This window comes from Caulobacter sp. RHG1 (assembly GCF_013181195.1).
In the GTDB taxonomy this organism is placed as follows: Bacteria; Pseudomonadota; Alphaproteobacteria; order Caulobacterales; family Caulobacteraceae; genus Caulobacter.
Window position 1 is genome coordinate 224,684 of the sequence record NZ_SMZP01000002.1, and the last position, 26,993, is coordinate 251,676.

Here is a 26,993-nt window from a genome sequence, read left to right on the forward strand (position 1 = left end):
AGAGTATCCCGCATGCCCCACCCGCCAGCCCCCGTCGTCGCCGTGATCGGTGCGGGCTTCAGCGGCGTCATGACCGCCCTGAACCTTCTGCGCCGCTCGCCGGACGTGAAGGTGATCCTGTTCGAGCGGCGCGTGCCGGTCGGGCTGGGCGCGGCTTATGCGACCCACAACCCGCACCATCGACTGAACGTGCGGGCCGGCAATATGAGCGCCTGGCCGGGCGAGCGGGGTCATTTCGTCGACTGGCTGTCGGCCGAAGGGCTGCATCTGGGCGCAACCGATTTCGCCACCCGCGCCGACTACGGCCGCTACATCCAGAGCCAGGTGGCCGAGATCGCCGAGGGGCCGGACGGAGCCGGCAGGCTGGTGGTCACGCCTGACGCCGTGGTCGGCCTCGAGCCCGGCGGCGACGGCTGGCGGCTGCAGTGCGCCATGGGCCGCGCCGTCACCGTCCACGCCGTCGTCCTGGCCCTTGGCAATCCGCCGCCAGCCCGCCCCCCGGGCATCGACGATGCGTTCGCCGCAACCGGCGACTACATACCTGACCCCTGGCGGTGGAATTCCGAGACCCTTCCGCCCGGCCCGGTGATGCTGATCGGCACGGGCCTGACCATGATCGACGTCGCCCTGTCGCTTGACGACGCTCATAGAGGCAGGCCGATCATGGCCCTGTCACGCCGCGGACTGCTGCCGCTAGAGCACGATCGCACGCCGCCGCCCGCCTCGCCCCTGGATCCGCCACCGTCAGATCTGTCGCCACTAGAGGCCACGGCCTGGCTGCGGCGCGCGGCGGACGAGCACGGCTGGCGCACCGCCATCGACGCCGTCCGCCCAGCGACCCAGGCGCTTTGGCGGCATTGGTCCGTCGCCGAGAAGAAAGCCTTCCTGCGCCATGCGAGGCCCTTCTGGGAGGTGCACCGCCACCGCCTGGCCCCGACCGTGGCCGCGCGAATCCGCCAGATGCGCGCTAGCGGCCAATTGCATGTCGCCGCCGGCAAGATCCGCGAGATCGGCAAGCAGCCCGACGGCCTGGTGCTGGCCAAGTGGCGCGGACGGGGCAAGCGCCAGAACTATGTCGCGCGCTCCGTGGCGGTGATCAACTGCACCGGCCCCACTGGCGATGTCCTGGCGTCGACGGATGCGCTGCTGAAGGACCTGTTGCGCCGAGGCCTGGCCCGTCCCGACCCGCTGCGCCTGGGCCTGGACGTCGACGACGATAACCGGGTCCGTGACGTCTCGGGCGTCGCCTCCCCCACCCTGTTGGCCGTCGGCCCCGCCACGCGCGGCGCCTTCTGGGAGATCACGGCCGTACCGGACATCCGCGGGCAGGTCGCGGCCGTCGCCGCCGCGACCCTGGCTGGATTGGGCCGAAGCTAGGCGCCTGGCGCCGCGATTGCTCGCAGAACGGCGCCGCGCGACGCACCGTCCGCCACGCCGCCTTGACCGCGCGAGCGAATGCTTCGCTCAATGCCGCCACAGAGCAGAAGGATCGCGACCGAACACCTCGGGCCGCGCGATAGGCATTTACTTATAATCAGAGCTCATAAGCATAATCGATGTTCACAAAATGGACACGAATGCTCGCCACTTCGACTTAAGTTATCTATTCTTTGAAATCAGAAATTATGAATTTACCTACCGAACGCTGATCCACGACGCTCCTCCTCAGTCAATAAAGATTGGGGATCGTGATGACCTTCCGTAAAGCTGCGCCGCGCCTTCGCGCGCTCCTTCTGGCCGCAACCGTGCTGGGAGGCGCGACGCCGGTCCTGGCTCAGGAAACCGACAAGACCGAGCTCGACTCCGTCGTCGTCACCGGCAAGCGCCTGTCGGAGGCCAGCGTCGCCATCGGCACCGACCACGCCACCGCCACGGTCTCGATCACCCGCGAGGCGCTGCTTTCGGCGCCCGCCGGCGTCACCGGCCTGAAGATGCTGGAGTCCCTGCCTGGCTTCAACGTCCAGGCCAATGACGCCCTGGGCATGTACGAGTTCGGCAATTCGGTCTCGGTGCGCGCCTTCAACTTCCAGCAAATCGGCTTCCTGCTGGACAACATCCCCATGGGCCGCAGCGACCAGTTCGGCGGCAGCCCGATCTATCGCTATGTCGACAACGAGAACCTGCTGCGAGTAACCGCCTCGGCCGGCGCGGGCGACGTCGCCCTGCCCAGCTACGCCTCGCTGGGCCCGATCGTCGACTACTTCACTCAGGCCCCGTCCGCGGAGGCCGGCGGCTCCGTCAGCGGCACCCTGGGCAGCAACGCCCTTCGCCGCGGCTTCCTGCGACTGGAGTCGGGCAAGATCGGCCCGGTGTCGGGCTATGTCAGCGGCTCGTGGATCAAGGGCGACCTCTGGCGCGGCCCCGGCGACATCGATCGCAAACATATCGAGGGCAAGCTGCGTTACGAGCTACCCAACGGCGGCGACATCAGTTTCCAGACCGTCCATAATGACTATTTCGACTATGATAGCCCGTCGATCACGCTGGCTCAGTACAACAGCGTGACCGGCGACATCTTCGGCCGCAAAGGCCGTAACTTCGCCTATCTGGGCTATATTCCCAATCCGGGCGCAGCCGGCACGGCGGAGACCGGGACGAACCTCCCCGCGACGGCGACCGGTCCGACCTATTCGAACGCCAACTACGCCCAATACTACAAGTTCGCGGTCAACAAGCGAAAGGACCACCTCTACGGTCTGACCCTCAACACGCCGATTAGCGACAATGTCGACCTGACGACTACCGCCTACTACGAAGACAAGGGCGGCTATGGCGTCTCCCCCGAGGCCTATGGCACCTCCGACGCCAGCCATAGGGCCCAGATCGGCAGAGTGGCCGGCATCGTCGCCCCGCGCGGCATCCAGTACGGCCTGTCCGGCGTCGACGGCATCCGCCAGGGCCTGACCGCCAAGGTCTCCTGGCATCTGGGCTTCAACAAGATCGAAGCCGGCCTCTGGGTCGAGAACGACGACTATCACCGCACCCAGAACCGCTACAACGTCGAGAATGGCCACCCCGACGGCGCGCCCCTGTTCAACGAGCGAGTCCACGCCCAGCGTGACTACAAGTCCCTGCGCGAAACCAAGCAGTTCTTCGTCAAGGACACCCTCACCCTGCTGGACTCCAAGCTGAAGCTGGAGCTGGGCTTCAAGGCCACGGACATCGACTACAAGATCGCCGGCTATCGCAACCCGGCCGACTACATCAACGGTCGCCACCCGATCCTGAAAGCCAACTGGAAGGACAGCTTCCTGCCGCAGGTGGGCGGGGTGTACAACGTCACCGGCCGCGACCAGGTCTTCGCCTCTTACTCTGAGAACATGGCCCTGCCACGCGGCGCCGACGACATCTTCTCGGCCGCCAGCCCGACCGTGGCCGCGCCCGAGCCCGAGACCTCGACCAACTGGGAAATCGGCTACCGCGCCAACCACCGGACGTTCAACGCCTCGATCGTGGCCTATCAGACCGAGTTCAAGAACCGGCTGCAATCCTTCGCCTCGCTGGTGCCCGGCGGCGGCGGCGTGACCGAGACCTTCTTCCAGAACGTCGGGGCGGTGAAGGCCAAGGGCGTCGAATTCAGCGGCCAGTGGAAGCCCGAAATCTTCGCTGGTCGGGCCTATTTCAACGCCAACGTCTCGTACAACGACGCCAAGTTCCAGGACGACGTGCTGAACTACCGGGCCAGCACCACGGCGACCCCGGCCACCCTGCCCATCGCCGGCAAGAAGGTGCCCGACTTCCCCGACTGGGTTGTCCAGGGCGGCGTGACGCTGGAGCCGTTCGACGGCCTGCTGGTCAACGTCTCAGCCCGTCACCTGGAGAGCCGCTTCACCAACTTCATCAACAGCGAGAGCGTCGGCGGCTACACGATCGTCAACGCCTATATCGACATCGGCGACGGCTTCGCGGCGGGCCCGTTCAGCCAGGTCAAGGCGCGGGTCAATGTCGATAACCTGTTCGACAAGGACTATCTGGGCACGATCAGCACCACGGTGAACACGCCAGCCAGCTTCCGGCCAGCGTCGCCGCGGACGATCCAGTTCACGATCTCGGCGGACTTCTAGCCGCCGGCCGGCTCGACGAGGGTCTCGCGCCAGCGATCGCGCGAGACCTGCGAGCGATCTCAGAAAATCTCCATCGACCAAAAACCTACTTATTGAATAGGATTTACTTGTGACGTCGCTCCTCCCCTTGAGGCGTCACGATCTCCGCTCGGCTTGTGGGGCCGACGCGAGCGTCTCCGGCGCGGTCCGATCGCTGCGCCGGAGACGCGGCCTTTCTCGCCAAGCGCCACTGGATAAGCTCAGGAACTCAATGACCTCCGGCCGCATTGGCCATGTCCATCCGCACCTGCGGACGCCCCAGGACAGGAAGGTCCCGCTCCATGAATGCTCGTTCCCTCGCGCTCGTCGGCGCCGCCTCGGCCCTCGCGCTGGCCGTCACGGCTTGCTCTCCCAAGACCGAGGAGAACAAGACGACCGGCGATACGCCCGCAGCCGCCAGCCAGACGACCGAGGCGGGCAAGGCCGACGCTGATATGCAGGCAGTGCTGGACAAACTGGCCTCGCTGGGCGGCAAACCGATCGAGACCCTGTCCCCGACCGAAGCCCGCGCTCAACCGACCCCGGCCGACGCCGTCAAGGCGCTGATGACCGAGAAGGGCCTGGCGCCGGACACCTCGGTGACCACCAAGGACATTACGTATGCTTCGGCCGCCGGCTCGCAGAAGGCGCGCGTCTATACGCCGGCTGGAGCCGGGACGAACACGCCGGTGGTGCTCTACATACACGGTGGCGGCTGGGTGATCGCCGACCTCGACACCTATGACGGCGGCGCGCGCAGCCTGGCCAAGGAAAGCGGCGCGATCGTCGTCTCGATCGAGTACCGTCATGCGCCGGAGGCCAAGTTCCCGGCCGCCCATGATGACGCCATCGCCGCCTACAAGTGGGTGCTAGCGAACGCCAAGAGCTTCGGCGGCGATCCGACCCGCGTCGCGGTGGCTGGCGAGAGCGCCGGCGGCAACATGGCCGTCAATGTCGCCATCGCCGCCCGCGACCAGAAGCTCGCAGCGCCCAAGGCCGTGATCGCGGTCTATCCGGTGGCCGACAGCAACATGGCCACCGGCTCGAAGGTCTCCAAGGCGACCGCAAAGCCGCTGAACACACCGATGCTGGCCTGGTTCTTCACCAACACCCTGGCCAATCCAACCCAGGCGACCGATCCGCGCCTGAATCTGGTCGGCGCCGATCTGGCCGGCCTGCCGCCGACCACGATCATCCTGGCCGAAATCGATCCGCTGCGCGACGACGGCGCCAACCTGGCCGACAAGCTGAAGGCCGCCGGCGTGCAGACCGATCTCAAGGAGTATGCCGGCGTTACCCACGAGTTCTTCGGCATGGGCCCGGTCGTGGCCGACGCCAAGGACGCCGAAGCCTATGCCGGCAGCAAGCTGAAGAGCGCCCTGGGCCTCTAGAGCTCAAAAGAAAGCGGCCGGACCCGCAAGGTGTCCGGCCGCTCTCGGTGTTCAGGTTCGTCTCATCATTCGGCCGGGATGGCTGCCTCCTTCGGTTGTCTGGCGGCGGACCGGCGCGAACCGATCAGGAGTTTGGCGGCGAAGGCGGCCAGAGTGAACGCCCCGCCGGCGAAGACGATGTCGCCGGGCACCCGCATCCAGACCAGGGTTTGGACCAGCGGCGAGTGGATCACCGCCGGCGAGCGGGCGTACCACATGCCATGCTCGATGCTGGCGATGGCCTGGACCACGCCGACCGGCAGCAGCGACAGGAAGATCATCATCGCTAAGCCGCCGTTCAGCAGCCAGAACGTCCAGGCCAGCAGGCGGTCGTCCCAGGCCTCGTGGCGCGCCAGGCCCCGGAAGCAGAAGAGCAGCAGGCCGATCCCAAGCATGCCGTAGACCCCGAAGAGCGCGGCGTGGGCGTGGGTGGCCGTCGTGTTCAGGCCTTGGATGAAATACAGGCTGACCGGCGGATTGATCATGAAGCCGAAGACGCCGGCTCCCAGCAGGTTCCAGAACGACACCGCCACGAAGAAGAAGATCGGCCAGCGATAGGTCGCGACCCACGGGGCGGCCTTGGTGTGGCGGAAGGTCTCGTAGGCCTCGGCGCCGATCAGGGCCAGCGGCACGACCTCGAGGGCCGAGAACACAGAGCCGATGGCGATCACCGAGACCGGGGTGCCGGCGAAGTACCAGTGGTGGGCGGTGCCCAGCACGCCGCCGAACAGGAAGACGATGGTCCCGAACAGCACCGCGCCGTTGGCGGTCTTGGCCCGGACCAGGCCCAGCTTGACCATCAGCAGGCTGATGACCGCCGTGGCGAACACCTCGAAGAAGCCTTCGACCCACAGGTGGACGACCCACCAGCGCCAGTACTCGACGATGCTGATGTGGGTGTGCTTGCCCCACATGAAGCCCGCGCCATAGAACAGGCCGATGGCGATGGTCGACAGGAACAGGATCCACAGGACCGGCTTGCTGTCCGACGGGACCTTGAGGGCCGGCCACAGAGCGCGACCGACCAGCACCAGCCACTTCATCAGGCCCACGAACAGCAGGATCTGCCAGAAGCGGCCCAGGTCGACATATTCCCAGCCCTGGTGACCGAACCACCAGTTGGTCTTCAGGTCGAACACCTGCTGAACGCCCAGCCACTCGCCGGCCATCGAGCCCAACACGACCACGACCAGGGCGACCCACAGCAGGTCGACGCCCAGCTTCTGCCCCTTGGGCTCGTGGCCCGAGATCATCGGCGCGACATAGAGGCCAGTGGCCAGCCAGGCGGTGGCGATCCAGAAGACGGCCAGCTGGGTGTGCCAGGTGCGGGTCACCGCATAGGGAATGATCTCCGAGATCCGGATGCCGTAGAAGTCGTGGCCCTCGACCGCGTAGTGGGCCGTCACCGCGCCCAGGCCGACCTGCAGCAGAAACAGGCCGATGACGGTCAGGAAGTACTTGCCCGTGGCCTTCATCGAGGCTGTGGGCTTCATCAGCGCCAGCGGATCCTGGACCGGCGCCGGCAGGTGCTCCTCGACCTTGGTCTTGCTGTGCCAGAAGACCAGCCCGCCAACCGCGCCGATCAGCAGGATGATGCTGGCGATCGACCAGACGATGGCGGCGGTGGTCGGCCGGTTGCCGATCAGCTCTTCATGCGGCCAGTTGGCCGTATAGGTGATCGTCTGGCCGGGACGCTCCGTGCCCGCCGCCCATGCCGACCACCAGTAGAAGGCCGAGATGGCCGTGCGCCGGGTCTGATCCTTCACCGCGCCATTGGCGATCGCATATTGCTCGCGCAGCTTTTCCAGCGACGGGTCCGAGCCCAGCAGGGTCTCGTAGTGCCCCCGCACCTGGCGCATGGCCTGGGCGCGATCGGCGCTCAGCGTTACCGTGTCGGTCTTGGCGTCGTAAGTGTTGGTCCGCATCTCGCGCTTCAGGCGCTCGCGCAGGCCGGCCTGCTGTTCAGGCTGCAGGGCGTCGTAGGCGACCTTGAAGTCGCGCTGGGCCCACAGGTCGAGCAAGGCCACCGACTCGCGGTGCAGATAGTCGGCCGACCAGTCGGGCGCGACATAGCCGCCGTGCCCCCAGATGGAGCCGACCTGCTGGCCGCCCATCGATTGCCAGGCCAGTTGGCCGGTCTGGATGTCGGTCTTGGTGACCAGCACCTGGCCGGCCGGATCGACCACCTGGGCCGGTATCGGCGGCGCCTGTCGGTGGATTTCGCGTCCCATCAGCCCCAGGACGGTGAACGACACCGCCATAACCAGGGCGAGGACGAACCATAGTCTTCGCGTGTTCATCGCTCGCTTTCCCCAATGCCGCGGGAGAGTCCCTGCGGCGTTGACCGGAAAGATGCGCGGGGCAGCTCCGGCGGACGTTGTCGGCCAGCAACCTTAAGCCCGATCAGACCGCCTTCGCGTGCCGCGTCACGGTCTTGGGCAGGCGCGCGTCGAAGGCCGCGGCCACTACGCGCATCAGCCGGCGGGCGTCCTCGGGGATGGTGATCACCGCGCCGTCGCGAGCGCACAGGCCGTCGCGCGCCAGAACGTCGATCTGCTCGAGATCGCCGGCCAGCTGGTCGACGCAGGCGTCCTGCGCTCGGCAGACGGCTTCCAGGTCGACGGTCATGTCGCACATCAGCCGCTCGATCACGGCCGCTCGCAGGCGGTCCTCGTCGCTGACCGGCAAGGCGCGGTTCAGCGGCAGTTGCCCCTCGACCACCCGCGCCGCCCAGTCGTCGGTCGGCGTGTGGTTCTGGACGAAGCCCTCGTGGAACTGACCGATCGACGACGGGCCGATCGGGATCAGCACCGGCGCCGGGTCGTCGGTATAGCCCTGGAAGTTGCGGCGCAGCCGGCCCTCGGTCATCGCCTTCGTCAGCGGATCCTCGGCGCGGGCGTAGTGGTCCAGGCCGATGCGGACGTAACCGGCCTGCGTCAGGGCCGCGTCGGCGGCCTCGGCCTGGGCCCAGCGACCGTCCAGGTCGGCCAGGTCCGCCTCGCGGATCATCACCTGGTGCTTCTTCATCCACGGCACGTGGGCATAGCCGAACACCGCCACCCGGTCGGGACGCATCTGGGCAGCCAGGCGGGCGGACTCGTGGACGTTCTCCGGCGTCTGGCCCGGCAGGCCATACATCAGGTCGAAGTTCATGCCGCCGACCCCGGCGGTGCGCAGCCGCTCGACGGCGCGGGCCACCATGTCCAGCGGCTGGATGCGGTTGACCATCTCCTGCACACGCGGATCGAAGGTCTGGACGCCCAGGCTGACGCGGGTGACGCCCGCCGCCCCGGCCGCGTCGATGAAGCCGTCCGACAGCAGGCCCGGATCCAGCTCGGCGGCGACCTCGGCGCCGGCCCGCAGGCCGAAATTGCGCTTCAGCTGCTGAACGAGCGTCAGGAAGTCGTCGGGGCGCAGAGCGTTGGGACTGCCGCCGCCGAAGTGCAGATGCGCCAGGCCGTCGTGCGCGCCCAGCTTCTGGGAGACCAGATCGACCTCGCGCGTCAGCACGTCGATATAAGCCCCGACCCGGTCGTAGGTGTGGACGATCGAGGTGTTGCAACCGCAGTACCAGCACAGCCGGCGGCAGAACGGCACGTGGACATAGACCGACAGCCGATCCTCGGCGCGCGTCGCTGCGAACCAGTCTTCGGCCGACCTCCCCTGCTCCGGATCGAAGGCCAGGGCGGTCGGATAGCTGGTGTAGCGCGGCAGGTTGCGACCGGCATGCGCCCGCTGAGCGTCCGACAAAGCCGTGTAGGTCATACGCGAAGTCCCGTTGTGAGCGTCCGACCTAGCAAGCCGGGCCCCGCCACCGACATTCGGGGAATGCGCCTAGGTATAATTCCGGGATTCAGATGGACGGCGGGCTCGCCTAGGCAAAGGCCAAGCTGATCCAAGGAATGCGCCTCATGGCCGCCCCCCTCACGCCCGAAGCCCTTCGCGGCGCCGACATGTTCGGCAATCTGGACGACGTCGCCCGCGCCGATGTCCTGGCCGCCGGCAAGGTCCGCACCTTGCCGCCCGGCAAGGTGGTGTTCTCGCAGGGTGACCCGGGCACGACCTGCCACACGCTGCTGGATGGCCGGATCAAGATCGTCCAGACCCGCCCGGACGGCAGCCAGTCGGTGATCCGCTTCATCGGTCCCGGCGAGATGTACGGCACCGTCGCGGCCCTGATGGGCAAGCCTTTCCCAGCCGACGCCGTCACCGTGGTCGAGAGCCTCGAGGTCTACTGGACCGTGGCGGCGATGCGCGAGCTGATGGCCCGCTACCCCGAGATCGCCATGGGCTCGGCCGCCTCGGCCGGCCACCGTCTGTTCGAGATGCAAGACCGCGTCGGCGAGATGGCCGTCGAGAAGGTCGAGCAGCGCATCGCCCACACCCTGCTGCGCCTGGTCCAGCAGGCTGGACGGCGCACCGAGCGGGGGATCGAGATCGATTTCCCGATCACCCGCCAGGAGTTGTCCGAAATGGCCGGCTCCACCCTGCACACTGTCAGCCGGACCCTGGCGTCCTGGGACGATCGTGGCGTGACGGGCAGCGCGCGCAAGCGGATCATCGTCCGCGACATGGACGCCCTGACAGCCCTCGCCGAGCCGGCCTGACGTCAAAGCTTGAAGTCCAGGCTGGCCCAGGTGCGGGTCGCGTCCGGATAGGTCGGGCCGCGGCTGTCGAACTGCCCCATCCCGACCTCGAACGACCAGCCCTTGGCCAGGGTGGTCTGGATCGCGCAGTCGATCTCGCGGCCCAGTTTCTGGCTGCCCACCGTGGTGGCGAAGTCGTGGGCCTCGGCTGTCAACCGGACTGGACGCGCCGTCCCGAAGCTGGTCACCCCGCGCAGAAAGACGTCGCGCACACCCTTGGCCGGCGTGGCGCCGATGACGTCCGACCAGCCCTGGAACAGGTGCAGCGAGGCCAGCGGCGTCTGGAACGCATGGACGCCATCCCCCTCCAGGCGCTCCATATTGACCGACAGCGTCGAGCGCTTGGTCTTCAGGCCCGCGGCGACCAGTTGGTAGTCCAGCGAGAAGCGCTGCGGGTTCGAACCCCAGTCGTTCTGGTGGGCGTATTCCAGCTCCCAGGTCCCGCTGACGCCCCCGCCGATCGGCCGCGCGCCGGCCAGCCGGACACCGAAGGTCTTGGACGACTGGGTCGCGGCGTTGTCGAAATCCAGCAGCAGGGCGTAGGCCGTTCCCTTGCCCAGCGCGCCCAGTTCGCTCTCGGCCTGGACGACATGGACGTCGCCGCGCCAGACGCCCTGCGCCGACTTGCGGCCCAGCGAGCGGTTGACCCGGTCGGCATAGATGTAGGTCAGGGTCGCGGCCTTGGTCGGATGGGCGATCAGCCGCACCGCGTCAAAGGTCTGCTCGTTCTGCCGCCAGGCCGAGTTACCGACGAAGCGGCTATTGCCCAGAATGATCCTCTGTCGACCTAGCTCGACGCTGACCTTGTCGCTGGGCCGCCAGTCCATCTGCGCGCGGTTCAGCTCCACAATGGCTGGATCGGGGATGGTCGCCTTGCCCGGCGCGGGATGCACGCCGTCGGCATAGTCGTGCTCGAATGCGCCGACCGCCTCGACCTCGATCAGGCCGGTCAGGGTGCGCGAGATCGGCTGTCGCCAGCCCACCCGCAGTCGCTCGGTGACGCCCTCGGCGTCGGGGCCGTCGGCCTCGTAGTGCTCGAACCGCAAACGCGCCTCAAGCAGGAGCTGGCCGGTTTCGGGAGCGGCTTGCGCCGCCGAAGCACCCATGGCCAAGGCGCCCGCGCTCGCCAGGGCGAGCAGGACCTGCTGTCTCATCGGAATTGTCCTGATGTCGGAAAGACATCGGGGCGGCGATCGTCTCGCCGCCCCGGGGTTTCGAGGGTTAGTGGCCGCCGCCGGTGTGCGGGTTCGGCGGCGCCTTGAAGATCGCTGGCGCGTCGGGGCCTTCGACGTGCAGGATGCCGGCGCCGCCGCGTTCCAGGCGGCTCAGGGCGTGGTCGACCAGGATATAGTTGCCGGGCACCTCCAGCTTGAAGTCGACGATCGTGGCCCCGCCGGGCGCGACGGTGACGGTCTGCACGTCCTTCGTCGGCGGGCTGCTCAGCGAACCCAGATTGTAGACGTTGTCGAAGATCTCGCCGATCACGTGGAAGCTCGAGGTCTTGTTGGGACCGCCGACGCCGAAGAAGATCCGCACCGTCTCGCCGACCTTGGCGTTCAGCTGCCGCTTGCCGGTCAGGGCCTTGTAGGCGCCGTTGAAGATCACATACTCGGCCTGCTCGTTGAGCAGCTTCTCGACGCTCTCGTTCAAGAGACCCTTCGTGCCGATCGCCTCGTCGGTATAGACCTCGCCCTGCACGACGTAGAACTCGTGATCGACCTTGGGCAGGCCTTCCTCGGGCTCGACCAGGATGGCGCCGTACATGCCGTTGGCGATGTGGGAGGCGACCATCGGGGTGGCGCAGTGGTAGATGTAGAGGCCCGGCGCCATCGCCTTGAAGGTGAAGTTGCGGGTCTCGCCGGGCGCGGCCATCGTCGCCACCGCACCGCCGCCGGGGCCGGTCACGGCATGGAAGTCGACATTGTGCATGTGCTCGCTGTCGTCGGCGTTCTTCATGGCCACCTCTACGGTGTCGCCGACGCGAACCCGGACCATCGGACCCGGCACCTTGCCGTTGAAGGTCCAGAACTTGTAGGTCGCGCCGTCGTCCAGCGTGCCGACCACCTCCTGGGTGATCAGGTCGACCTTCACCGTGGCCGGCGTACGACGCGTGATCGGCGGCGGCAGGTCGGTGGCCAGGCGAATGGTGTCGGCGACGGCGGCCTTGGGCGCGTCGGCCGTGGCGGCGACCGCGCCGGCGGCGCTGGTCAGGGCCAGGGTCGCGGCCGTGGCGAAGAGAGCGAGCGTTTTCATGTTCCTATCCCCGGGCGCCAAAGCAGCGCCGATGGGGAGACGGTCTGCCGGTCCGGGGCCTGCGACGTTGCGCGGGCGCAAACTGGCGTTATCCGGAAAAATGCTTACGCAACAACCGCTAGGCCGCGGCCAAAACGCTCCGGCGGCGGACGAGAAGCTTGGCGCCGCGCAACGTTCGCGCGCCCGTCTTGCGCTCCAATAAAGCGCCAGAGGAGACCGCGATGGACATCACCCAACAGCTCGAAACCGGCGCGCTGATCGCGCACCTGATCTCCCGCTATCACGAGGTCCACCGCCAGCAGTTCCCCGAGGCCGTCCGCCTGGCCCGGCGGGTCGAGGCCGTGCATGCCGAGCATCCGGCCGTGCCCGTCGGCCTGTCGCAGCACCTGCTGTTCATGTTCGACGACCTGGAACTGCACCAGCAGCAGGAGGAGCTGATGCTTTTCCCGATGATGGGCCGCGGCGTCGTTCCCCCCGGCCCGATCGCCTGCATGGAAGAGGAGCACGACGACGTCGTCGTTCAGCTGGAGACGCTGGCGCGGCTGACCACCGACTTCACCCCGCCCGAGGGCGCCTGCGGCAGTTGGCGAACGCTCTACGCCCTGTGCCGCGAGATCGACACCGACCTGCGCGAGCACGTGACCCTCGAGAACGACGTGCTCTTCCGCCGCTTCAGCTGACCTCGACGGACAGCGCCATGCGCACCAGTTCAGACAGGCTTTTCGCCTGCATCTTGGTCATCAGGCTGGCGCGGTAGATCTCGACGGTTCGTGGGCTGATGCCATGGTCGAAGGCGATGACCTTGTTGGCCTTGCCCTCGACCAGGCCCTTGAGCACGTCGCGCTCGCGCGGCGACAGGGTGGCGACGCGCCGTCGGGTCTCGGCCAGGGCGACGTCCTGATCATGCTGCACATGGCCCAGCTCCAGGGCCGAGCGCAGAGCGCGCAGCAGCACCTCTTCCTCGAAAGGCTTTTCCAGGAAGTCGACGACGCCGGCCTTCATCGCCTCGATGGCCAGCGGCACGTCGGCATGGCCGGTCATGACGATCATCGGCGAGCGATAGCCCTTGCCCTTCAGCAGGCGCACCATCTCGATGCCGGTCATCTCGGGCATGCGCACGTCCGTCAGCACGCAACCGCCGTCGTCGGCCGGCAGGTCGTCCAGGAACGCCACGGCCGAATCATAGAGCCGGAACGGGATGCGGTTGACCTGCAGCAGGAAACCCAGCGAGTCCCGCATGGCCGCATCGTCGTCGACGATGTGAACGACGCCTTCACTCAAGGTCGAGGTCTCCTTCTTCGGTGGTCAGCAGGGTGAACTTGAACGTCGCCCCGCCGCCTTCGGTCGGTTCCACCCACAGATGGCCGCCATGCGCTTCGATAATGGTGCGCGAGATCGACAGGCCCACGCCCATGCCGGTGCGCTTGGTGGTCACGAACGGCGAGAACAGGTTCTCGGCGATCGCCGGCGCGATGCCGGGGCCAGTGTCGGCGACGGTGACCAGGGCGTGGTCGTCCAGCCGCCCGACGCTGATCATCAGCTCGCGCCGGGACGCGTCTTCCATGGCGTCGACGGCGTTGCGGATCAGGTTGACCAGCACCTGCTGCACCTGGACCCGGTCGACCAGCACCTGATCGACATCGGGATCATAGTGGAAGCGGACGTCCACCCCTAGCTCACGCGCCCCGATCAGGGCCAGGGCGGCGGCCTCCTCGACCAGGCGCTTGAGGCTCTCGAAGGCCTTCTCGGTCTCGCCCCGGGCTACGAAGTCGCGCAGGCGGCGGATGATCGCCCCGGCCCGCAGCGCCTGCTCGCCAGCCTTGTCCAAGGCCTGGGACAGCAGGCCGCGGTCCAGCTCGGGGTCCTCCAGCAACCGCCGGCCGCCCTTCAGATAGTTGGCGATGGCCGATAGCGGCTGGTTGATTTCATGCGCCAGGGCCGAAGCCATCTCGCCCATCGAGGTCAGACGGGCCATGTGCACCAGCTCGCCCTGCAGGTCCTGCAGGCGCGCCTGGGTCGCCTGCGTCTCGGTCAAGTCGCGCACGAAGCCGGTGAAGAACCGTCCCTGCCCGGTGCGGATCTCGCCGACCGCCAGCTCCATCGGGAAGGTCGAGCCGTCCTTGCGCTCGCCGATGACCACGCGGCCCAGGCCGATGATCCGACGCTCGCCAGTGGCGTAGTAGCGTTGCAGGTAGCCGTCATGGCGGCCTCGGTCTGGCTCGGGCATCAGGCGACTGACGTTCTGGCCCTGCATCTCGGCCGCAGTCCAGCCGAACAGGCGCTCGGCCGTAGAGCTGAACGAGCGCACCAGCCCAGCCTCGTCGATCAGCACCATGGCGTCGGGCACGGTGTCCAGGATCGAGGCCAGGTGCGCCTCGCGCACTTGCAAGTCCTCCGCCACCGCCTGGGTCCGCCGACGCTCCACGCGGAAACGCTCGCCGCCGTAGGCGATGACGCCGCTGACGGCGACATAGAGCCCCGCCCCGACCCAGTCGCCCGGATCCAGGCCGTGGTGGCGCGCGCTCAGCATCAGCAGGGCGACCGTCCCGACGGCGCAGGCGACCAGACCGCCCAGCGCGCCGCGATAGGCGGCGGCCGCCACCACGGCCGGGAAGAAGAAGAGATAAAGGCCCCGCTCGCCCAGCAACGGCTCGAAGAACAGGCGCGTGACGGCGCCCGCCCCGATCAGCCCCGCGACGATGCCCGCGACCATCGCCCATTCCCGCGTGGGATCTCGGCGTGATGGCGTGAACTCGGCGATGATCTGTGCTCCGCGGCGGCCTCAGGGATTCCCCTTAGGATGAGACCAGAATTTTGCGACGCCAGGGCCAGTCGTATCAAGACCCCATCGCAACGGACGGCCCTGAAGACCGTCCTCCGTAGCAAAGGTCTCAGACCATGACTGGCCCGCAAATCAATCTGGACGTCCACCATCAGCCCAAGGGCGCTTCGGACGTCGTCGCCTTCGGCTTCGTGAAGGCCCTGCGCTTCTGCGCCGACACCTTCTTCGCCAAGCGCTACGGCCACCGGGCCGTGGTCCTGGAAACCGTCGCCGCCGTCCCCGGCATGGTCGGCGCCACGCTGAACCACCTCAAGTGCCTGCGCCGCATGGAAGGCGACAAGGGCTGGATCAAGACCCTGATGGACGAGGCCGAAAACGAGCGCATGCACCTGATGACCTTCATCGAGGTGGCCAAGCCGACCCTGTTCGAGCGCTTCGTCGTCGTCGCCGCCCAGTGGGTGTTCTACCTTTTCTTCTTCGGCCTTTACCTGGTCAGCTCGAAGACCGCTCACCGCGTGGTCGGCTACTTCGAGGAAGAAGCGGTCGTCAGCTACACCCACTACCTGGCTGAGATCGACGAAGGCCGCAGCGAGAACGTCGCCGCGCCGCAGATCGCCCTCGACTACTGGAACCTGCCGGCCGGCAGCACCCTGCGGGACGTGGTCGAGGTGGTCCGCGCCGACGAGGCCCACCACCGCGACGTCAACCACGGCTTCGCCAACGAGCTGTGCGGCCTGCCCGCCGGCGAGGTGGCCCCCTGCCCGCCGCACGTCGAGCTCCAGCCTAACTGGAAGATCGCCGCCTAGCCCGCAATCCCGCCTGCCCAGGGCCTGTCCATCCGATCGGATGGGCGGGCCCTGCTCGTTCCCGCCCTCCGCGCTCTCGAAGGCCGTCCATGTCCGAGCTCCGTGCCGCCGCACCGCGCGTCCTGCTTCTGGACCAGGACGCCGCGCTTCGTCAGGCGCTCTGCTTCTCCCTGGCTCTGGAGGGCTATCGCATCGAAGCCTTCGGCGATCCGGCTCAGTTTTTGAAACGCCTGGACGCCGCCGACCACGACGCCGTCATCATCGGCCACGCCCCGCCGGCCATTCACGCCGCGCCCCTGGTCCAACGCATCCGGTCCGAGGATCCAGCGACCGCCATCCTGCTGACCGCCACTCACCCAACCGCCGACCTCGTGCGCCTGGCCCAGCGCCGTCGAGCGCATCTGGTCGAGAAGCCGCTTCTGGAAGACAGCCTTTCGATAGCGCTCCAATCGGCCCTTGCCCGACAGACGCCTTAAGGGCTCCGCCCCGCGCGCTCGTTGCGCCGGCACAACGTTCGCGCGCGGGCGGGTTCTAACGTCCCAGTCAGGGCGGAGAAACGCCCGCAACCTTCAGAAAAGACCGCACAATCTCGTGCGCCAGGTGTCTCCATGATCCGCATCGCCGCCCTCGCCGCCTCGCCCTCCTGGCTCGCCATCGCCTTCGCCCTGACCGCGGCGCCGGCCCTGGCCCAGACCACCTTGCAGCTGCGCGACGTGGACATCGCAGCCGCCCCCGCCGAGCCGTTGACCGACGGCGGCAATCTCTCAAGCCAGACGGTCGACCATGCGCTTAAGCATCGCCACACCGCCTCCAGCGACGTGGCCGAGATCCTGCGCGCAGTCCCCGGCGTCGCCGCCCAAGGGGCTGGCGGCTTCTCCAGCCTGCCCGCGATCCGGGGCCTGGGCGAGGATCGTATCGTCGTCACCATCGACGGCGCGCCGGTCGACATGGCCTGCCCCAACTTCATGAACCCGCCGCTGTCCTATGTGGACCCGCAGACCCTGCAGTCGGTGCTGGTCATGAAGGGCGTCTCGCCCGTCAGCCTGGGCGGCGACAATATCGGCGGGATCATCGCCGCCCGAACCGCCGATCCGCGCTTCGCCGAGCCGGGCAAGACCCTGGTGACGGGCGAGGCTTCCAGCTTCTACCGCAGCAATGACGACGCGGTCGGCGGCGCGGCGCAGGCGACTTGGGCCGACGACCGCTGGAGCGCCAGCTATGCCGGCTCGGTCGCCAAGGCCCGCAACTACAAGGGCGGCTCGGGCGACGGCCGCGTGCGCTCCACCGAGTACGCCAAGACCGGCCACGCCCTGACCCTGGCCCGCCGCACGGGCGTGGGCCTGTTCACGGTTAAGACCACCCTGGACTACTCGCCCTACGAGGGCTTCCCCAACCAGTGGATGGACATGACCCACAACCAGTCCTGGTCTGTCACCGGCCGCTATCAGGGCGTGTTCGGCTGGGGCTTTGCCGACGTGACGGCCTATCACCGCGACGTCCGCCACAAGATGAACTTCCTGGACGACAAGGGCGGCGACGCCGACGGCGGCATGCCGATGAACACCACGGTCAAGTCCAGCGGAGTCATCGCCAAGGCGGACATTGTTCTGGATGCGCGCCAGACCCTGCGGGTCGGCAGCGAATTTCACCATCAGGGCCTGAACGACGTCTGGCCGGCGGTGGCGGGCAGCATGATGATGGGCCCCAACGCCTATCTGAACGTCAATGACGGCCGCCGCGATCGCTTCGGCGTCTTCGCCGAGCTGGACTCGCGCTGGAGCGACGCCCTGACCAGCGTCCTCGGCCTGCGCCACGACGCCGTGTCGATGAACACGGGCGCTGTGCAGCCCTATTCCACCGGCATGATGAGCATGAAGGACGCCATGGCCGCGGCGGCCTTCAACGCCGCCGACCGCAAGCACGATGACAGCAACTGGGCCGCCACCGTCCTGCTTCGCTACGCGCCGCAGCCCGGCGTAATCCTGGAGCTCGGCTATGCCCGCAAGGTCCAGTCGCCCAATCTCTACCAGCTGTACGCCTGGGGGCGCGGGGCGATGTCCAGCCAGATGATCGGCTGGTACGGCGATGGCAACGGCTATGTCGGCAATCTGGACCTGACGCCCGAGAAGGCCGACACCTTCAGCGCCGCCGCGCAGTTCTCAGGGGGCGGCGAGCAAGGCTGGCGACTGAAGATCGAGCCGTTCTTCACCCGCGTCGACGACTATATCGACGCGCGCAAGATCGCCGATCTGACCAACATGACGGGCCAGCCCAGCGGCTTCGTGCAGCTGCAGTTCGCCAATGTCGCCGCCCGCCTCTACGGTGTCGACGTGTCTGGCGAGACCGGGCTGTGGTCCAGCGACGCCTGGGGCCAGCTGCGCGCCAAGGCCGCCGTCAGCGCCCTGCGCGGCGAAAACCGCACCGACGGCGGCTCGCTGTATCGCCAAGCCCCGCTGAACGGCCGCCTGAGCCTGGAGCACGTCCAGGGCCCTTGGACCAGCGAGGTCGAGCTGGAGCTGGTCGCCGACAAGGACCGCGTCGACGCCACCCGCAACGAGCGCAAGACCGCAGCCTACCAACTGCTGAACGTCCGCACCGCCTACCAGTGGAAGACAATCAAGCTCAGCCTGGACGTCGAGAACCTGGCCAACCGCAGCTACGCCCTGCCGCTGGGCGGAGCCTCACTGGGCGATTATGGCGCAAGCGGCCTGCTACGCCAGACGCCCGGTCGTGGCCGTTCGATCGACATCGGCCTGAGCGCGAGGTTCTGACCATGACCGCCGCCACCGTCATGGCCACGGAACGCTGGTGCCGGCGGGTGCTGCTGCCCAAAGGCGCCGCCTTCGTGTCCTCCTGTGGGATCGTGGCGGCGCAGTTGGCCTTGGTGACCTTCGAGCGCTCGCCTCCGCCCCAGGCCCCTACGGCGCCGGACATCGTGGTGACCTTGGTCTCGCCCGATCTAGTCGCGCCGCCGCCGGCACCCCTGCGCCCCACGCCCTCGCCCGCTCTCAAGGCGCGGCACGGCCCGCGGCCGGCGGACGACCCCAAGCCTGCCAAGCTAACCAAGGCCGAGACCGCCCCGACGGCCGCGATACCAACGCAGGCAAGCGTCCCGGCGCTGAACGATCAGATCGCGCCTATGCCGATCCCGACATCGTTCGCGCCGTCGGCGCCGGCCAAGATCGCCGCCAAGGCTCCGGTCCCGACCGAGGATACGGCGTTGAAGGCCTATCAAGAGCAAGTCTGGCGGATGATCATGGCCCGTCGCCCGCCGGGCGCACGCCTGATCGGCGGGGCCATGGTCGGCTTTCACCTGATGGCCAACGGCGCACCGTGCGACATCGAGATCGTCCGCACCAGCGGCGACCCGATGCTGGACCGTCTAGCCCTGGACACCGTCAAGCGCGCAGGCCCCTTCCCCAAACCGCCGAGCGGCGTCGACGCCGCTACGCGGTTCCAGATCCGGTTTCAGTTTGGCTAGAACTCGATGCCGGCCTGGGCCTTCACGCCGCTGCGGAACGGATGCTTGACCACGGCCATCTCGGTGACGAGGTCGGCGGCGTCGATCAGAGCTTGAGGCGCATTGCGGCCGGTGACGATCACGTGCTTGCCCTCGGGCCTGGCGACGATCGCCTCGACCACCTCGTCGACCGGCAGGTACTCGTAGCGCAGCACGATGTTCAGTTCGTCGGCCACCACCATGTCGATCTCCGGATCGGCGATGCGGGCCTTGACCACCTCCCAGGCCTCACGAGCCACGGCGATGTCGCGGGCGCGGTCCTGGGTGTCCCAGGTGAAACCTTCGCCCATCGGCCGGAACTCGACCTGATCCGGAAAGGCGTCGAACACCACCTTCTCGCCGGTCTGAAGGGCGCCCTTCACGAACTGGATCACCGCCACGGTGTGGCCGTGGCCGATGGCGCGGCAGACCATGCCCAGCGCCGCGGTGGTCTTGCCCTTGCCCGCGCCGGTATGGACGATCAGCAGGCCCTTCTCGATCTGCCGCTCGGCCATCATCTTGGTCCGGGCCGTCTGGATCTTGGCCATCTTGGCCTTGTGGCGGGCGTTCAGCTCGGCGTCGTCGACGGTATCGGTCATGGCGGCTTGCCTCCAGTCGCGTCGGGGTTAGGCCGCGCCGGGGTCGACGGTCAAGCCGCGCAGGTTGAGCCAGACGCATGACAAGACCCGATGCTTGGGATAGGCCAGCCGCGTGACCAGCCGACTCTCCATCGCGGATCGCTTGGCGCGCCACGTCTGTCTGACGTTGGCGGTGCTGGCGATCGCCATGAAGGTCCTGATCCCGCCCGGGATGATGGTCGCGACCGGCCCACGCAACGAATTGCCGTTCCCGATCGTGCTCTGCACCGGCGAAGGCATGCTCAGCGTCGCGCCGGGCGCGCCGCTTTCGCAGCAAGGCGACAAGAGTGCGCCGGCCAAGTCTGAAGCGCCGTGCCTCTTCGCCGCTCATGCGCTAGCCGCGCCGCCGCCCGTCGTCGCTTCGGTCCTGGAGGTCGCATTCGTCGCGATCGAAAGCGACGCGCCAACGATCGTGGCCAGCGTCACACCCGGCCGAGGCCTGTCCGGCCCGCCCCTGCCCGCCCGTGGACCTCCGATCCAGCTGACCTGACCCAAGGCGCTGTCGCGCCCTAACCCTCAGCTCAGCTTGCGACGCCGCGCGCGTCGAAGGATCCTACAGATGAAATCGCTTCTGCTTGCGACCAGCGCCCTGATCGGCGCCGGTCTTTCCGTGGCTGCTCACGCCGAAATCCTGGACGACGCCCAGACTTCGGCGGTCGACGGCGTTCTCGTCACCGCTCGCCCCTTCAACACCACGGCCCAGGTCACGGGCCGCCTGGGACTGACCGAACGCGAAACCCCGGCCACCGTCGACGTGCTCACTCAAGAGGACTTCCAGACCCAGGGCCTGCGCACCGCCATCGAGGCCATGAACGCCGCGCCAGGCGTCGCTTCAGGCAATCTTCCAGGTTCGGTGGGCTCGGTTTCGATGCGCGGCTTCCACCGCGCCGTGAACTATCTCTACGACGGCGTGCGGATGGCCAATTCCGACGTGGCCGTCCGCAACTGGGACGCCTGGGCGTTCGAGCGCATCGAGGTCATCAAGGGCCCAGCCTCGGTCACCTCCGGCGAAGGCGCCCTGGCCGGCGCGATCAACTTCGTGCCACGTCGCCCGACGCTGGAGAAGCGCTTCGGTGAAGTGTTCGCCAGCGCCGGCAGCCGCGGCGCCTATCGCCTCGCGGGCGATCTGAACGCGCCGCTGGGCGACAAGGCCGCGGTGCGCGGCGACGTCGTCTATTCACGCGCCGACGGTTGGGTCGAAGACACCGAATCCAGAGCCTTCGGGGCGAACCTGGCCGTGCTGCTGCGCCCCAATGAGCGCCTCTCCGTCACCATGTCGGCGGACTATTATGAAGACCGGTTCTCGGGCCCCTACTACGGCACGCCCCTGGTGGCGGCCAGCGCGGCGCGGGAACCCAGCGGCCTGGTCTCGGGCTCGGCCGGCCTGGTGCTGGACAAGACCCTGCGCTTTCGAAACTACGACGTCGAAGACAGTCTGATGAATTCCCAGTCGCTGTGGCTGCGCGCTCGCGCGGACTATCGCCTCAACGATCGGTGGACGCTGGTCAGCGACACCAGCTGGTATGATTCCGACCGCCTGTGGCGCGGCTCCGACGACTACAGCTTCAACCGCACGACCGGCCGACTGGACCGCGCCACGTCGCTGATCAGCCACGACCACCAGATCTGGAACCAGCGCGTTCACGCCGCCTACGACGGAACGCAGATGGGGCGCCGCAACCGGTTCACCCTCGGAGTGGAGATCAGTGGCACGGACTTCTTCACCGTCCGCCGGTTCGGCACGGCGCCGTCGGTCGATCCGTTCGCACCGGTGCGTGGACGCTTCCCGACCGATACGGCGGCGAACTTCACGACGCGCCAGAACGCCTGGGCCGACGTGACATCCAAGGCCGTCTTCGTCGAGGACGCCTACAACCTGACGCCGCGGCTGTTGCTCGTGGCAGGGGCGCGCCTGGACGACATCGCGCTGGACCGCCGCGTGCTGAACGCCACCAGCGGCGTCGTCTCGACCTATGCGCAGGACTATGCGCCGGTCTCCTGGCGAGTTGGAACAGTCTACGACCTGCGTCCCAAGACCCAGCTATACGCCCAGTACAGCCGCGCCGCGACACCGATCAGCGGCCTGCTGTTCATGAGCGCGGCCAACGCCGCCTTCGACATCAGCATGGGCCGGTCCTATGAGGCCGGGATCAAGACCCTGTTGCTGAACGACCGGATGCAGCTGACCGCCTCGGTGTTCGACATCCGCCAGGACGACATCCTGACCCGCGATCCGGCCAACCCGGTCCTCACCGTCCAAGGCGGCAGCCAGACGTCGAAGGGCGTGGAGCTGGCTCTCGACTGGAGCCTTACCCAGGAACTGCGGCTCGAACTGGGGGCCACGGCGCTGGATGCGAAGTTCGACAAGCTGATCGAGGCAGGCGGCGTCGACCGTTCCGGCAATCGCCCGCCCAACGTCCCGGAGAGACTTATCGACCTGGCCGTAACCTATACGCCTCAGGCCTTGCCGCTGACCCTGACCGGCGCGGTGCGTCACAACGGCGACTTCTTTACGGGCAACGCCAACACGACCAAGGTGGCGGCCTTCACGGTCTTCGACGCGTCGATCGGCTGGCGGGCGCCGTTCGGGACCCTGACCCTGCGCGGACGCAACCTGGCCAACAAGCTCTATGCCGACTGGTCGGGCTATTCTTCGTATCTGGTGTTCCTGGGCGAGCCGCGCAGCGTCGAGCTCTCACTGTCGCGCAAGTTCTAGAGCGCGACCATGGCTCCCCTCCGCTCGCTTCTGCGCCAGTTTCACCTGTGGCTGGGCCTGATCCTGGGCCTGCCGTTTCTGGTGCTGGCCTTCACCGGTTCTGCGCTGGTCTTCTACATCGAGATCGACGCGCTGCTGAACCCGGCGGTCCGCTCGACGTCGGCTGCTCCGCCCCCTGACTGGCGCTCGCCGGCATGGGACAAGGCCTTGCAGACCGCCAAGGCGCGTTGGCCGGAAGCGAGCGGAAAGTGGTCTTTCGAGGTCACCGAAAAGCCCGGCGCGATCCCAGCGCGCTACTATCCGCCCTCGACGGCCCATGGGCATGCGCACGGCGTCGACCCGCTGATGGTCTGGTTCTCGCCTGATGGTGAGCAGGTCGTGCGCCAGGCCCGCTGGGGCGACTATCTGATGACCTGGTTCTACGACGTGCACCGCAACCTGCTGGCGGGCGATACCGGCAACTACGTCGTCGGCTGGATCGGCGTCGCCACCCTGCTGCTGCTGATCACCGGCCTGATCGTCTGGTGGCCCAAGGGAAGCTGGCGCAAGGCTCTCGCTTACAAGCGCCGCGCTTCGCCGAGCCGACGGCTCTATGACCTGCACAAGCTGCTGGGTCTCTCTAGCCTCGTGCTGTTGCTGATCCTGAGCGCCACCGGCGCCCTGCTCGCCCTGCCCGCCGAGAAGACCTGGCTGCTGGGCAAGCTGATCGCGCCGATGACGCCCATCCCGTCTCCCGTGTCGACGCGCCATACCGGGACCCAGGTCTCGGTCGGGCAAGCGCTGGCGACGGCGCACGCCGCCCTTCCCGACGCGCAGCTCACCTGGATCGACGTTCCCGGGCCAGGCGACGGCGCGTTTCGGACCCGTGTCCGCGCGCCTGGCGACCCGACACAGCGCTTCCCGCACAGTTTCGTCTTCGTCGACCAGTATTCAGGCAAGGTCCTGGCCGTCCACGACATGCGCCGCGGCTCGAGCTCGACGCTCGTGAACGCCTGGATCCGTCCGCTGCACGACGCCTCGGTCGGCGGCCTGACCACCCGCATCCTGGGCGTCCTGGTCGGCTTCGTCCCGACCATGCTCTTCGTGACGGGCTTCCTGCGCTGGCGGTTGCGGAAGACCAAGACCCGCAGCGCCGGATAAAAAAGGCCCGCGCGGCGATGCGCGCGGGCCAGTCAGGGGAAAGTCAGAAACGGCTAGAACTTGGCCCGAAGCCCGAAGCTCACCGTGCGGCCGTACTGGGTGTAGCCGCCGAACCAGCCGCCTTTGACGAATTGCCACTGGGCCGCCTTGGTCAGGTTCTGACCTTCGACCACGGCGGTAATCTGCGGCGTGATCCGGTAGCTGACGCTGGCGTCGAGCGAGCCGAAGGCCTTGTCGTTCAGCGCCGACAGGCCAGCCCCGCCGACATCCTGCAGCACGTCGTCGATCCAGCTGTAGCTGGCGCGAGCCGCGAACGGCCCCTTCTCGTAGAAGCCCGTCAGGTTGAAGCTGTTCTTGGCGACGTTGACCATGGCGTCGGTCAGCGTCGGCGAATAGGTCGCCTCGGTGTCGGTGTAGGTGTAGTTGGCCAGGAAGCCCAGACCGTCGAACGGTGCCGGAAGGTTCTTGAACAGGTGCTGGTAGGCCAGCTCCACGCCCTTGATCTTAGCCTGGCCGCCGTTGGTCGGCGAGGTCAGCACATAGGTCTGGCCGTCGACCACGATGTTGGTGTTCTGGCTGTAAACGAAAGTGGTGATGTCCTTATAGAAGGCGCCGGCGACCAGCGCGCTGCCGGGGGCGAAGTACCACTCCAGCGTCGCGTCGTACTGCCAGGCCTCGAACGGCTGCAACTGCGGATTGCCGCCCACCGCGGTCAGCTGCACGCCCGAGGAGTTAAGCGTCAGGCGCGGGGCCAGATCGGCCAGCGACGGTCGGGTGATCACCTTGGCGGCGGCGAAGCGGGCTTGCAGGGTGTTCGACAGTTCTAGGCTGAAATTGGCCGTTGGCAGGATGTCGGTATAGGTCTTCACATAACGGACCGGCAGCGCCGCCGAGCCGTTGTCGGCGTGGCCGGCGGAAATCTGCTTGGTGTTGGCCACACGAACGCCCACCTGCCCCCGCAGCGGCGCGCCGAACACGTTGGTGTCGATGTCAGAGAGACCATAGGCCGCCGCGATATCCTCGGAGACATGGTAGGAATTGCGCTGGTCGGCGCGCAGCGTGCCTCTCTGGGTCTTGTCGGCCAGGGCCCAGAAAGCGGCTGGATCAGGCATGGCCCAGGTGGTCGGCAGAGTTCCATCGACCTCGCCCAGGAAGTCGCTGACGGGGAACGGGTCGAAATACTCGGCCCCAAAGAACTTTCCCGCCAGGTTCGTGGTGTAGTTGATGTCCGCACGATTGTAGTCGCGCGAGCGCTCCCGGTACTTCACCCCGAACTGGATGCGGCTGAACGGCCCGAAGGCGATCGGGCGCTCGGCGTCGAATTGGATAGCGGCCTCGTCGTCGGTCGAGTCGTTGACGCGCCACTCGATACGACGGAAGGGCAGCAACGACGGGTTATTCAAGTCGGTCGTCAGCAGCTTGACGCTGGGAATGGCGTCGCCCGCTTGCGTCATCACGAACGTCGTCTGGCCGATCGATCCTTGCAAGCGCGTGCGGGTGATCGGGTTGGACGTGTCTGAGAAGGCTCGGGCATAGGCCAGATCAGCCGTCAGGGTCCAATCGTTCAGCTTCTGGCGGATCTTGCCGGCGACCATCAGGTTGTCGTGGGCCAGATCGCTGACTTCCCGACCGATCTGCGTGCCTGAGGTCACCGTGCCGCCGACCAAGGTCTTGTCCCTGACTACGACCGTACCCGGAACCAGGGTCGCGACAGGTTGGTCGGCCGAATAGGTAAGCTCGTCATAATGGTCGTCCAGCTTGGTGTAGCTGGCGTCGAAGATGATCTCGGTTTCCTCGGTCGGACGATACTGCGCCGACAGCACCACGCCCTTGCGCTCGCGGTCCTCACGTTCCAGCGTCGGGCGGATCGCGGTCGGATAGAGTTCGATCCCTTGCGCGATCATGCTCCTGCCCACGGTGGTGGCAGGATCCGAATAGCTCCAGCCCACGCCGGTGATCCGGTCTTGGCGCAACGTGCGCTGATCGTAGACCACCGCGGCCAGCAGGCCGAAAGTGCCCGCCGTGTTGGTCCAGCTGGCCAAGCCCGACAGGCGGGGATCGGTCGCGTCCGCCAGTTCCGGACGGCTGACGGTCGCCGACAGGGCCAGGGTGCTGCGGCCCAGGTCCAGCGGACGGAAGGTCTTGATGTCGACCACACCGCCGATCGCCCCCTCGTCCAACGAGGCCAGGGGCGTCTTGTTGACCTCGACGCCCGCCACCAGCTCCGACGGCAGGGTGTCGAAGCGGAACTGACGGCCGCTCTGACCGCTGTCGCGCATGTTCTCGTTCACGGCGGCGCTGCGGCCGTTCAGGGTCACGACCTGAAAGTTGGGACCCAGGCCCCGGACCCGGACGAACAGGCCCTCGCCACGATCGCGGGTGATCGCCACGCCCGGAACGCGCTGCAGCGCCTCAGCGATGTTGTTGGACGGAAACTTGCCGATGTCCTCGGCCGAGATGGCGTCGACGACATTGGCCGCCTTGCGCTTGTCCGACAGCGCCCGAGCCAGCGAATTGGCGAAGCCGCCGGTGACGACCACTTCGGCGACCGTCGCGGCTTCCTCGGCCTGGACCGGCGTGGCCGTGGCGCGGGGGGCGGCGGCAACCGGGGCCGGCGCGGTCGAAACCTTCTGGGCGGCCGGACGCAGGATCGCCGCGCCGCCGTTGCGCACGAAGGTCAGGCCCGTGCCGCGCAGCAGCTGGGCCAAACCACGCTCCGCATCGACCTGGCCGCGGACGCCTTCCGTGCGCTTGCCGCTCAGCAGCGCCGGATCGGCCAGCACCTGCAAGCCGGTCGCCCGCGAGAAGGTCGGCAGGGCCGAGGCCAGGTCGCCTGCCGGGATGGCCAGGGTCGGCTTCTCGGGCGGTGCGGCCACGGCCGAGCTCGCGGCCAACAGGGCGGCGGCCGAGGCCGAGCCCCACCAGATCCAGGTCTTCGCAGTCATGATGTCATCCCCGATTTCGCACGACGTCCAAGCCGGCTTCGGCGGGGAAGACGCCG

Annotated in this window: 20 protein-coding genes; 12 read left to right on the plus strand and 8 right to left on the minus strand. The window is 67.5% G+C overall.

Annotated features, from left to right (window positions below):
* Positions 1–12: 12 nt before the first annotated feature.
* From E1H18_RS04915 to E1H18_RS04925, 3 genes are all read left to right on the plus strand, one after another.
* Entirely contained in the window at positions 13–1,377 is a 1,365-nt protein-coding gene (locus tag E1H18_RS04915) for an FAD/NAD(P)-binding protein (RefSeq protein ID WP_172264274.1), read from the plus strand.
* A gap of 302 nt (positions 1,378–1,679) precedes the next feature.
* The gene (locus tag E1H18_RS04920) at positions 1,680–4,064 is read left to right on the plus strand and encodes a TonB-dependent receptor (protein ID WP_172264276.1); all 2,385 of its coding nucleotides are present in this window, start codon (positions 1,680–1,682) and stop codon (positions 4,062–4,064) included.
* Positions 4,065–4,384: 320 nt separating this feature from the next.
* Positions 4,385–5,473, plus strand: coding sequence for an alpha/beta hydrolase (locus E1H18_RS04925; RefSeq protein ID WP_172264278.1), 1,089 nt, complete (start codon positions 4,385–4,387; stop codon positions 5,471–5,473).
* A 65-nt stretch (positions 5,474–5,538) separates the two neighbouring features.
* Here E1H18_RS04925 and E1H18_RS04930 read toward each other — a convergent pair whose 3' ends face one another.
* Positions 5,539–7,812, minus strand: a complete 2,274-nt coding sequence (locus E1H18_RS04930; protein WP_172264280.1) for a nitric-oxide reductase large subunit — start codon at positions 7,810–7,812, stop codon at positions 5,539–5,541.
* Positions 7,813–7,915: 103 nt separating this feature from the next.
* Positions 7,916–9,277: an oxygen-independent coproporphyrinogen III oxidase gene (gene hemN / locus E1H18_RS04935; protein ID WP_172264282.1), complete on the minus strand. Its 1,362-nt coding sequence runs from the start codon at positions 9,275–9,277 to the stop codon at positions 7,916–7,918.
* A 146-nt stretch (positions 9,278–9,423) separates the two neighbouring features.
* Here hemN and E1H18_RS04940 point away from each other — a divergent pair, with 146 nt between their 5' ends.
* Positions 9,424–10,119: a Crp/Fnr family transcriptional regulator gene (locus E1H18_RS04940; RefSeq protein ID WP_172264284.1), complete on the plus strand. Its 696-nt coding sequence runs from the start codon at positions 9,424–9,426 to the stop codon at positions 10,117–10,119.
* 2 nt (positions 10,120–10,121) lie between these two features.
* Here the strand turns inward: E1H18_RS04940 and E1H18_RS04945 are convergent, their stop codons facing one another.
* Positions 10,122–11,312, minus strand: coding sequence for a hypothetical protein (locus E1H18_RS04945; RefSeq protein WP_172264286.1), 1,191 nt, complete (start codon positions 11,310–11,312; stop codon positions 10,122–10,124).
* A 67-nt stretch (positions 11,313–11,379) separates the two neighbouring features.
* Positions 11,380–12,411, minus strand: coding sequence for a copper-containing nitrite reductase (gene nirK / locus E1H18_RS04950; protein WP_172264288.1), 1,032 nt, complete (start codon positions 12,409–12,411; stop codon positions 11,380–11,382).
* Positions 12,412–12,632: 221 nt separating this feature from the next.
* Here nirK and E1H18_RS04955 point away from each other — a divergent pair, with 221 nt between their 5' ends.
* On the plus strand, positions 12,633–13,091 hold the full coding sequence (locus tag E1H18_RS04955; RefSeq protein WP_172264290.1) for a hemerythrin domain-containing protein: 459 nt from the start codon (positions 12,633–12,635) through the stop codon (positions 13,089–13,091).
* On the opposite strand, the gene fixJ is transcribed toward E1H18_RS04955, so the two are convergent.
* Positions 13,084–13,692: a response regulator FixJ gene (fixJ, locus tag E1H18_RS04960; protein ID WP_172264292.1), complete on the minus strand. Its 609-nt coding sequence runs from the start codon at positions 13,690–13,692 to the stop codon at positions 13,084–13,086. The genes E1H18_RS04955 and fixJ overlap by 8 nt on opposite strands.
* Positions 13,685–15,124 carry a sensor histidine kinase gene (locus E1H18_RS04965; RefSeq protein ID WP_172264294.1) on the minus strand — a complete coding sequence of 480 codons (1,440 nt, stop codon included), beginning with the start codon at positions 15,122–15,124 and terminating at the stop codon, positions 13,685–13,687. Before E1H18_RS04965 ends, fixJ begins: the two co-directional genes overlap by 8 nt.
* Positions 15,125–15,309: 185 nt before the next feature.
* On the opposite strand from E1H18_RS04965, the gene E1H18_RS04970 reads away from it, so the two are divergent.
* From E1H18_RS04970 to E1H18_RS04985, 4 genes are all read left to right on the plus strand, one after another.
* Positions 15,310–15,999 (plus strand): alternative oxidase, encoded by a 690-nt coding sequence (locus E1H18_RS04970; RefSeq protein WP_172264296.1) that lies wholly within the window; start codon positions 15,310–15,312, stop codon positions 15,997–15,999.
* A gap of 89 nt (positions 16,000–16,088) precedes the next feature.
* The gene (locus E1H18_RS04975) at positions 16,089–16,475 is read left to right on the plus strand and encodes a response regulator (protein ID WP_172264298.1); all 387 of its coding nucleotides are present in this window, start codon (positions 16,089–16,091) and stop codon (positions 16,473–16,475) included.
* Positions 16,476–16,607: 132 nt separating this feature from the next.
* Positions 16,608–18,770: a TonB-dependent receptor gene (locus tag E1H18_RS04980; protein WP_172264300.1), complete on the plus strand. Its 2,163-nt coding sequence runs from the start codon at positions 16,608–16,610 to the stop codon at positions 18,768–18,770.
* Positions 18,771–18,772: 2 nt separating this feature from the next.
* On the plus strand, positions 18,773–19,480 hold the full coding sequence (locus tag E1H18_RS04985; protein WP_172264302.1) for an energy transducer TonB: 708 nt from the start codon (positions 18,773–18,775) through the stop codon (positions 19,478–19,480).
* Here the strand turns inward: E1H18_RS04985 and cobO are convergent.
* Entirely contained in the window at positions 19,477–20,097 is a 621-nt protein-coding gene (cobO, locus tag E1H18_RS04990) for a cob(I)yrinic acid a,c-diamide adenosyltransferase (protein WP_172264304.1), read from the minus strand. The genes E1H18_RS04985 and cobO overlap by 4 nt on opposite strands.
* Positions 20,098–20,209: 112 nt before the next feature.
* Between cobO and E1H18_RS04995 the strand changes: the two genes are divergently transcribed.
* The 3 genes from E1H18_RS04995 (at position 20,210) to E1H18_RS05005 (ending at position 23,992) form a co-directional block, all read left to right on the plus strand.
* Positions 20,210–20,626 (plus strand): DUF2946 family protein, encoded by a 417-nt coding sequence (locus E1H18_RS04995; RefSeq protein ID WP_370526429.1) that lies wholly within the window; start codon positions 20,210–20,212, stop codon positions 20,624–20,626.
* 69 nt (positions 20,627–20,695) lie between these two features.
* On the plus strand, positions 20,696–22,852 hold the full coding sequence (locus tag E1H18_RS05000) for a TonB-dependent siderophore receptor (protein ID WP_172264306.1): 2,157 nt from the start codon (positions 20,696–20,698) through the stop codon (positions 22,850–22,852).
* A 9-nt stretch (positions 22,853–22,861) separates the two neighbouring features.
* Positions 22,862–23,992: a PepSY domain-containing protein gene (locus E1H18_RS05005; protein WP_172264308.1), complete on the plus strand. Its 1,131-nt coding sequence runs from the start codon at positions 22,862–22,864 to the stop codon at positions 23,990–23,992.
* Between the two features lie 53 nt (positions 23,993–24,045).
* Here E1H18_RS05005 and E1H18_RS05010 read toward each other — a convergent pair whose 3' ends face one another.
* Positions 24,046–26,937, minus strand: a complete 2,892-nt coding sequence (locus E1H18_RS05010) for a TonB-dependent receptor (protein WP_172264310.1) — start codon at positions 26,935–26,937, stop codon at positions 24,046–24,048.
* Positions 26,938–26,993: the final 56 nt, after the last annotated feature.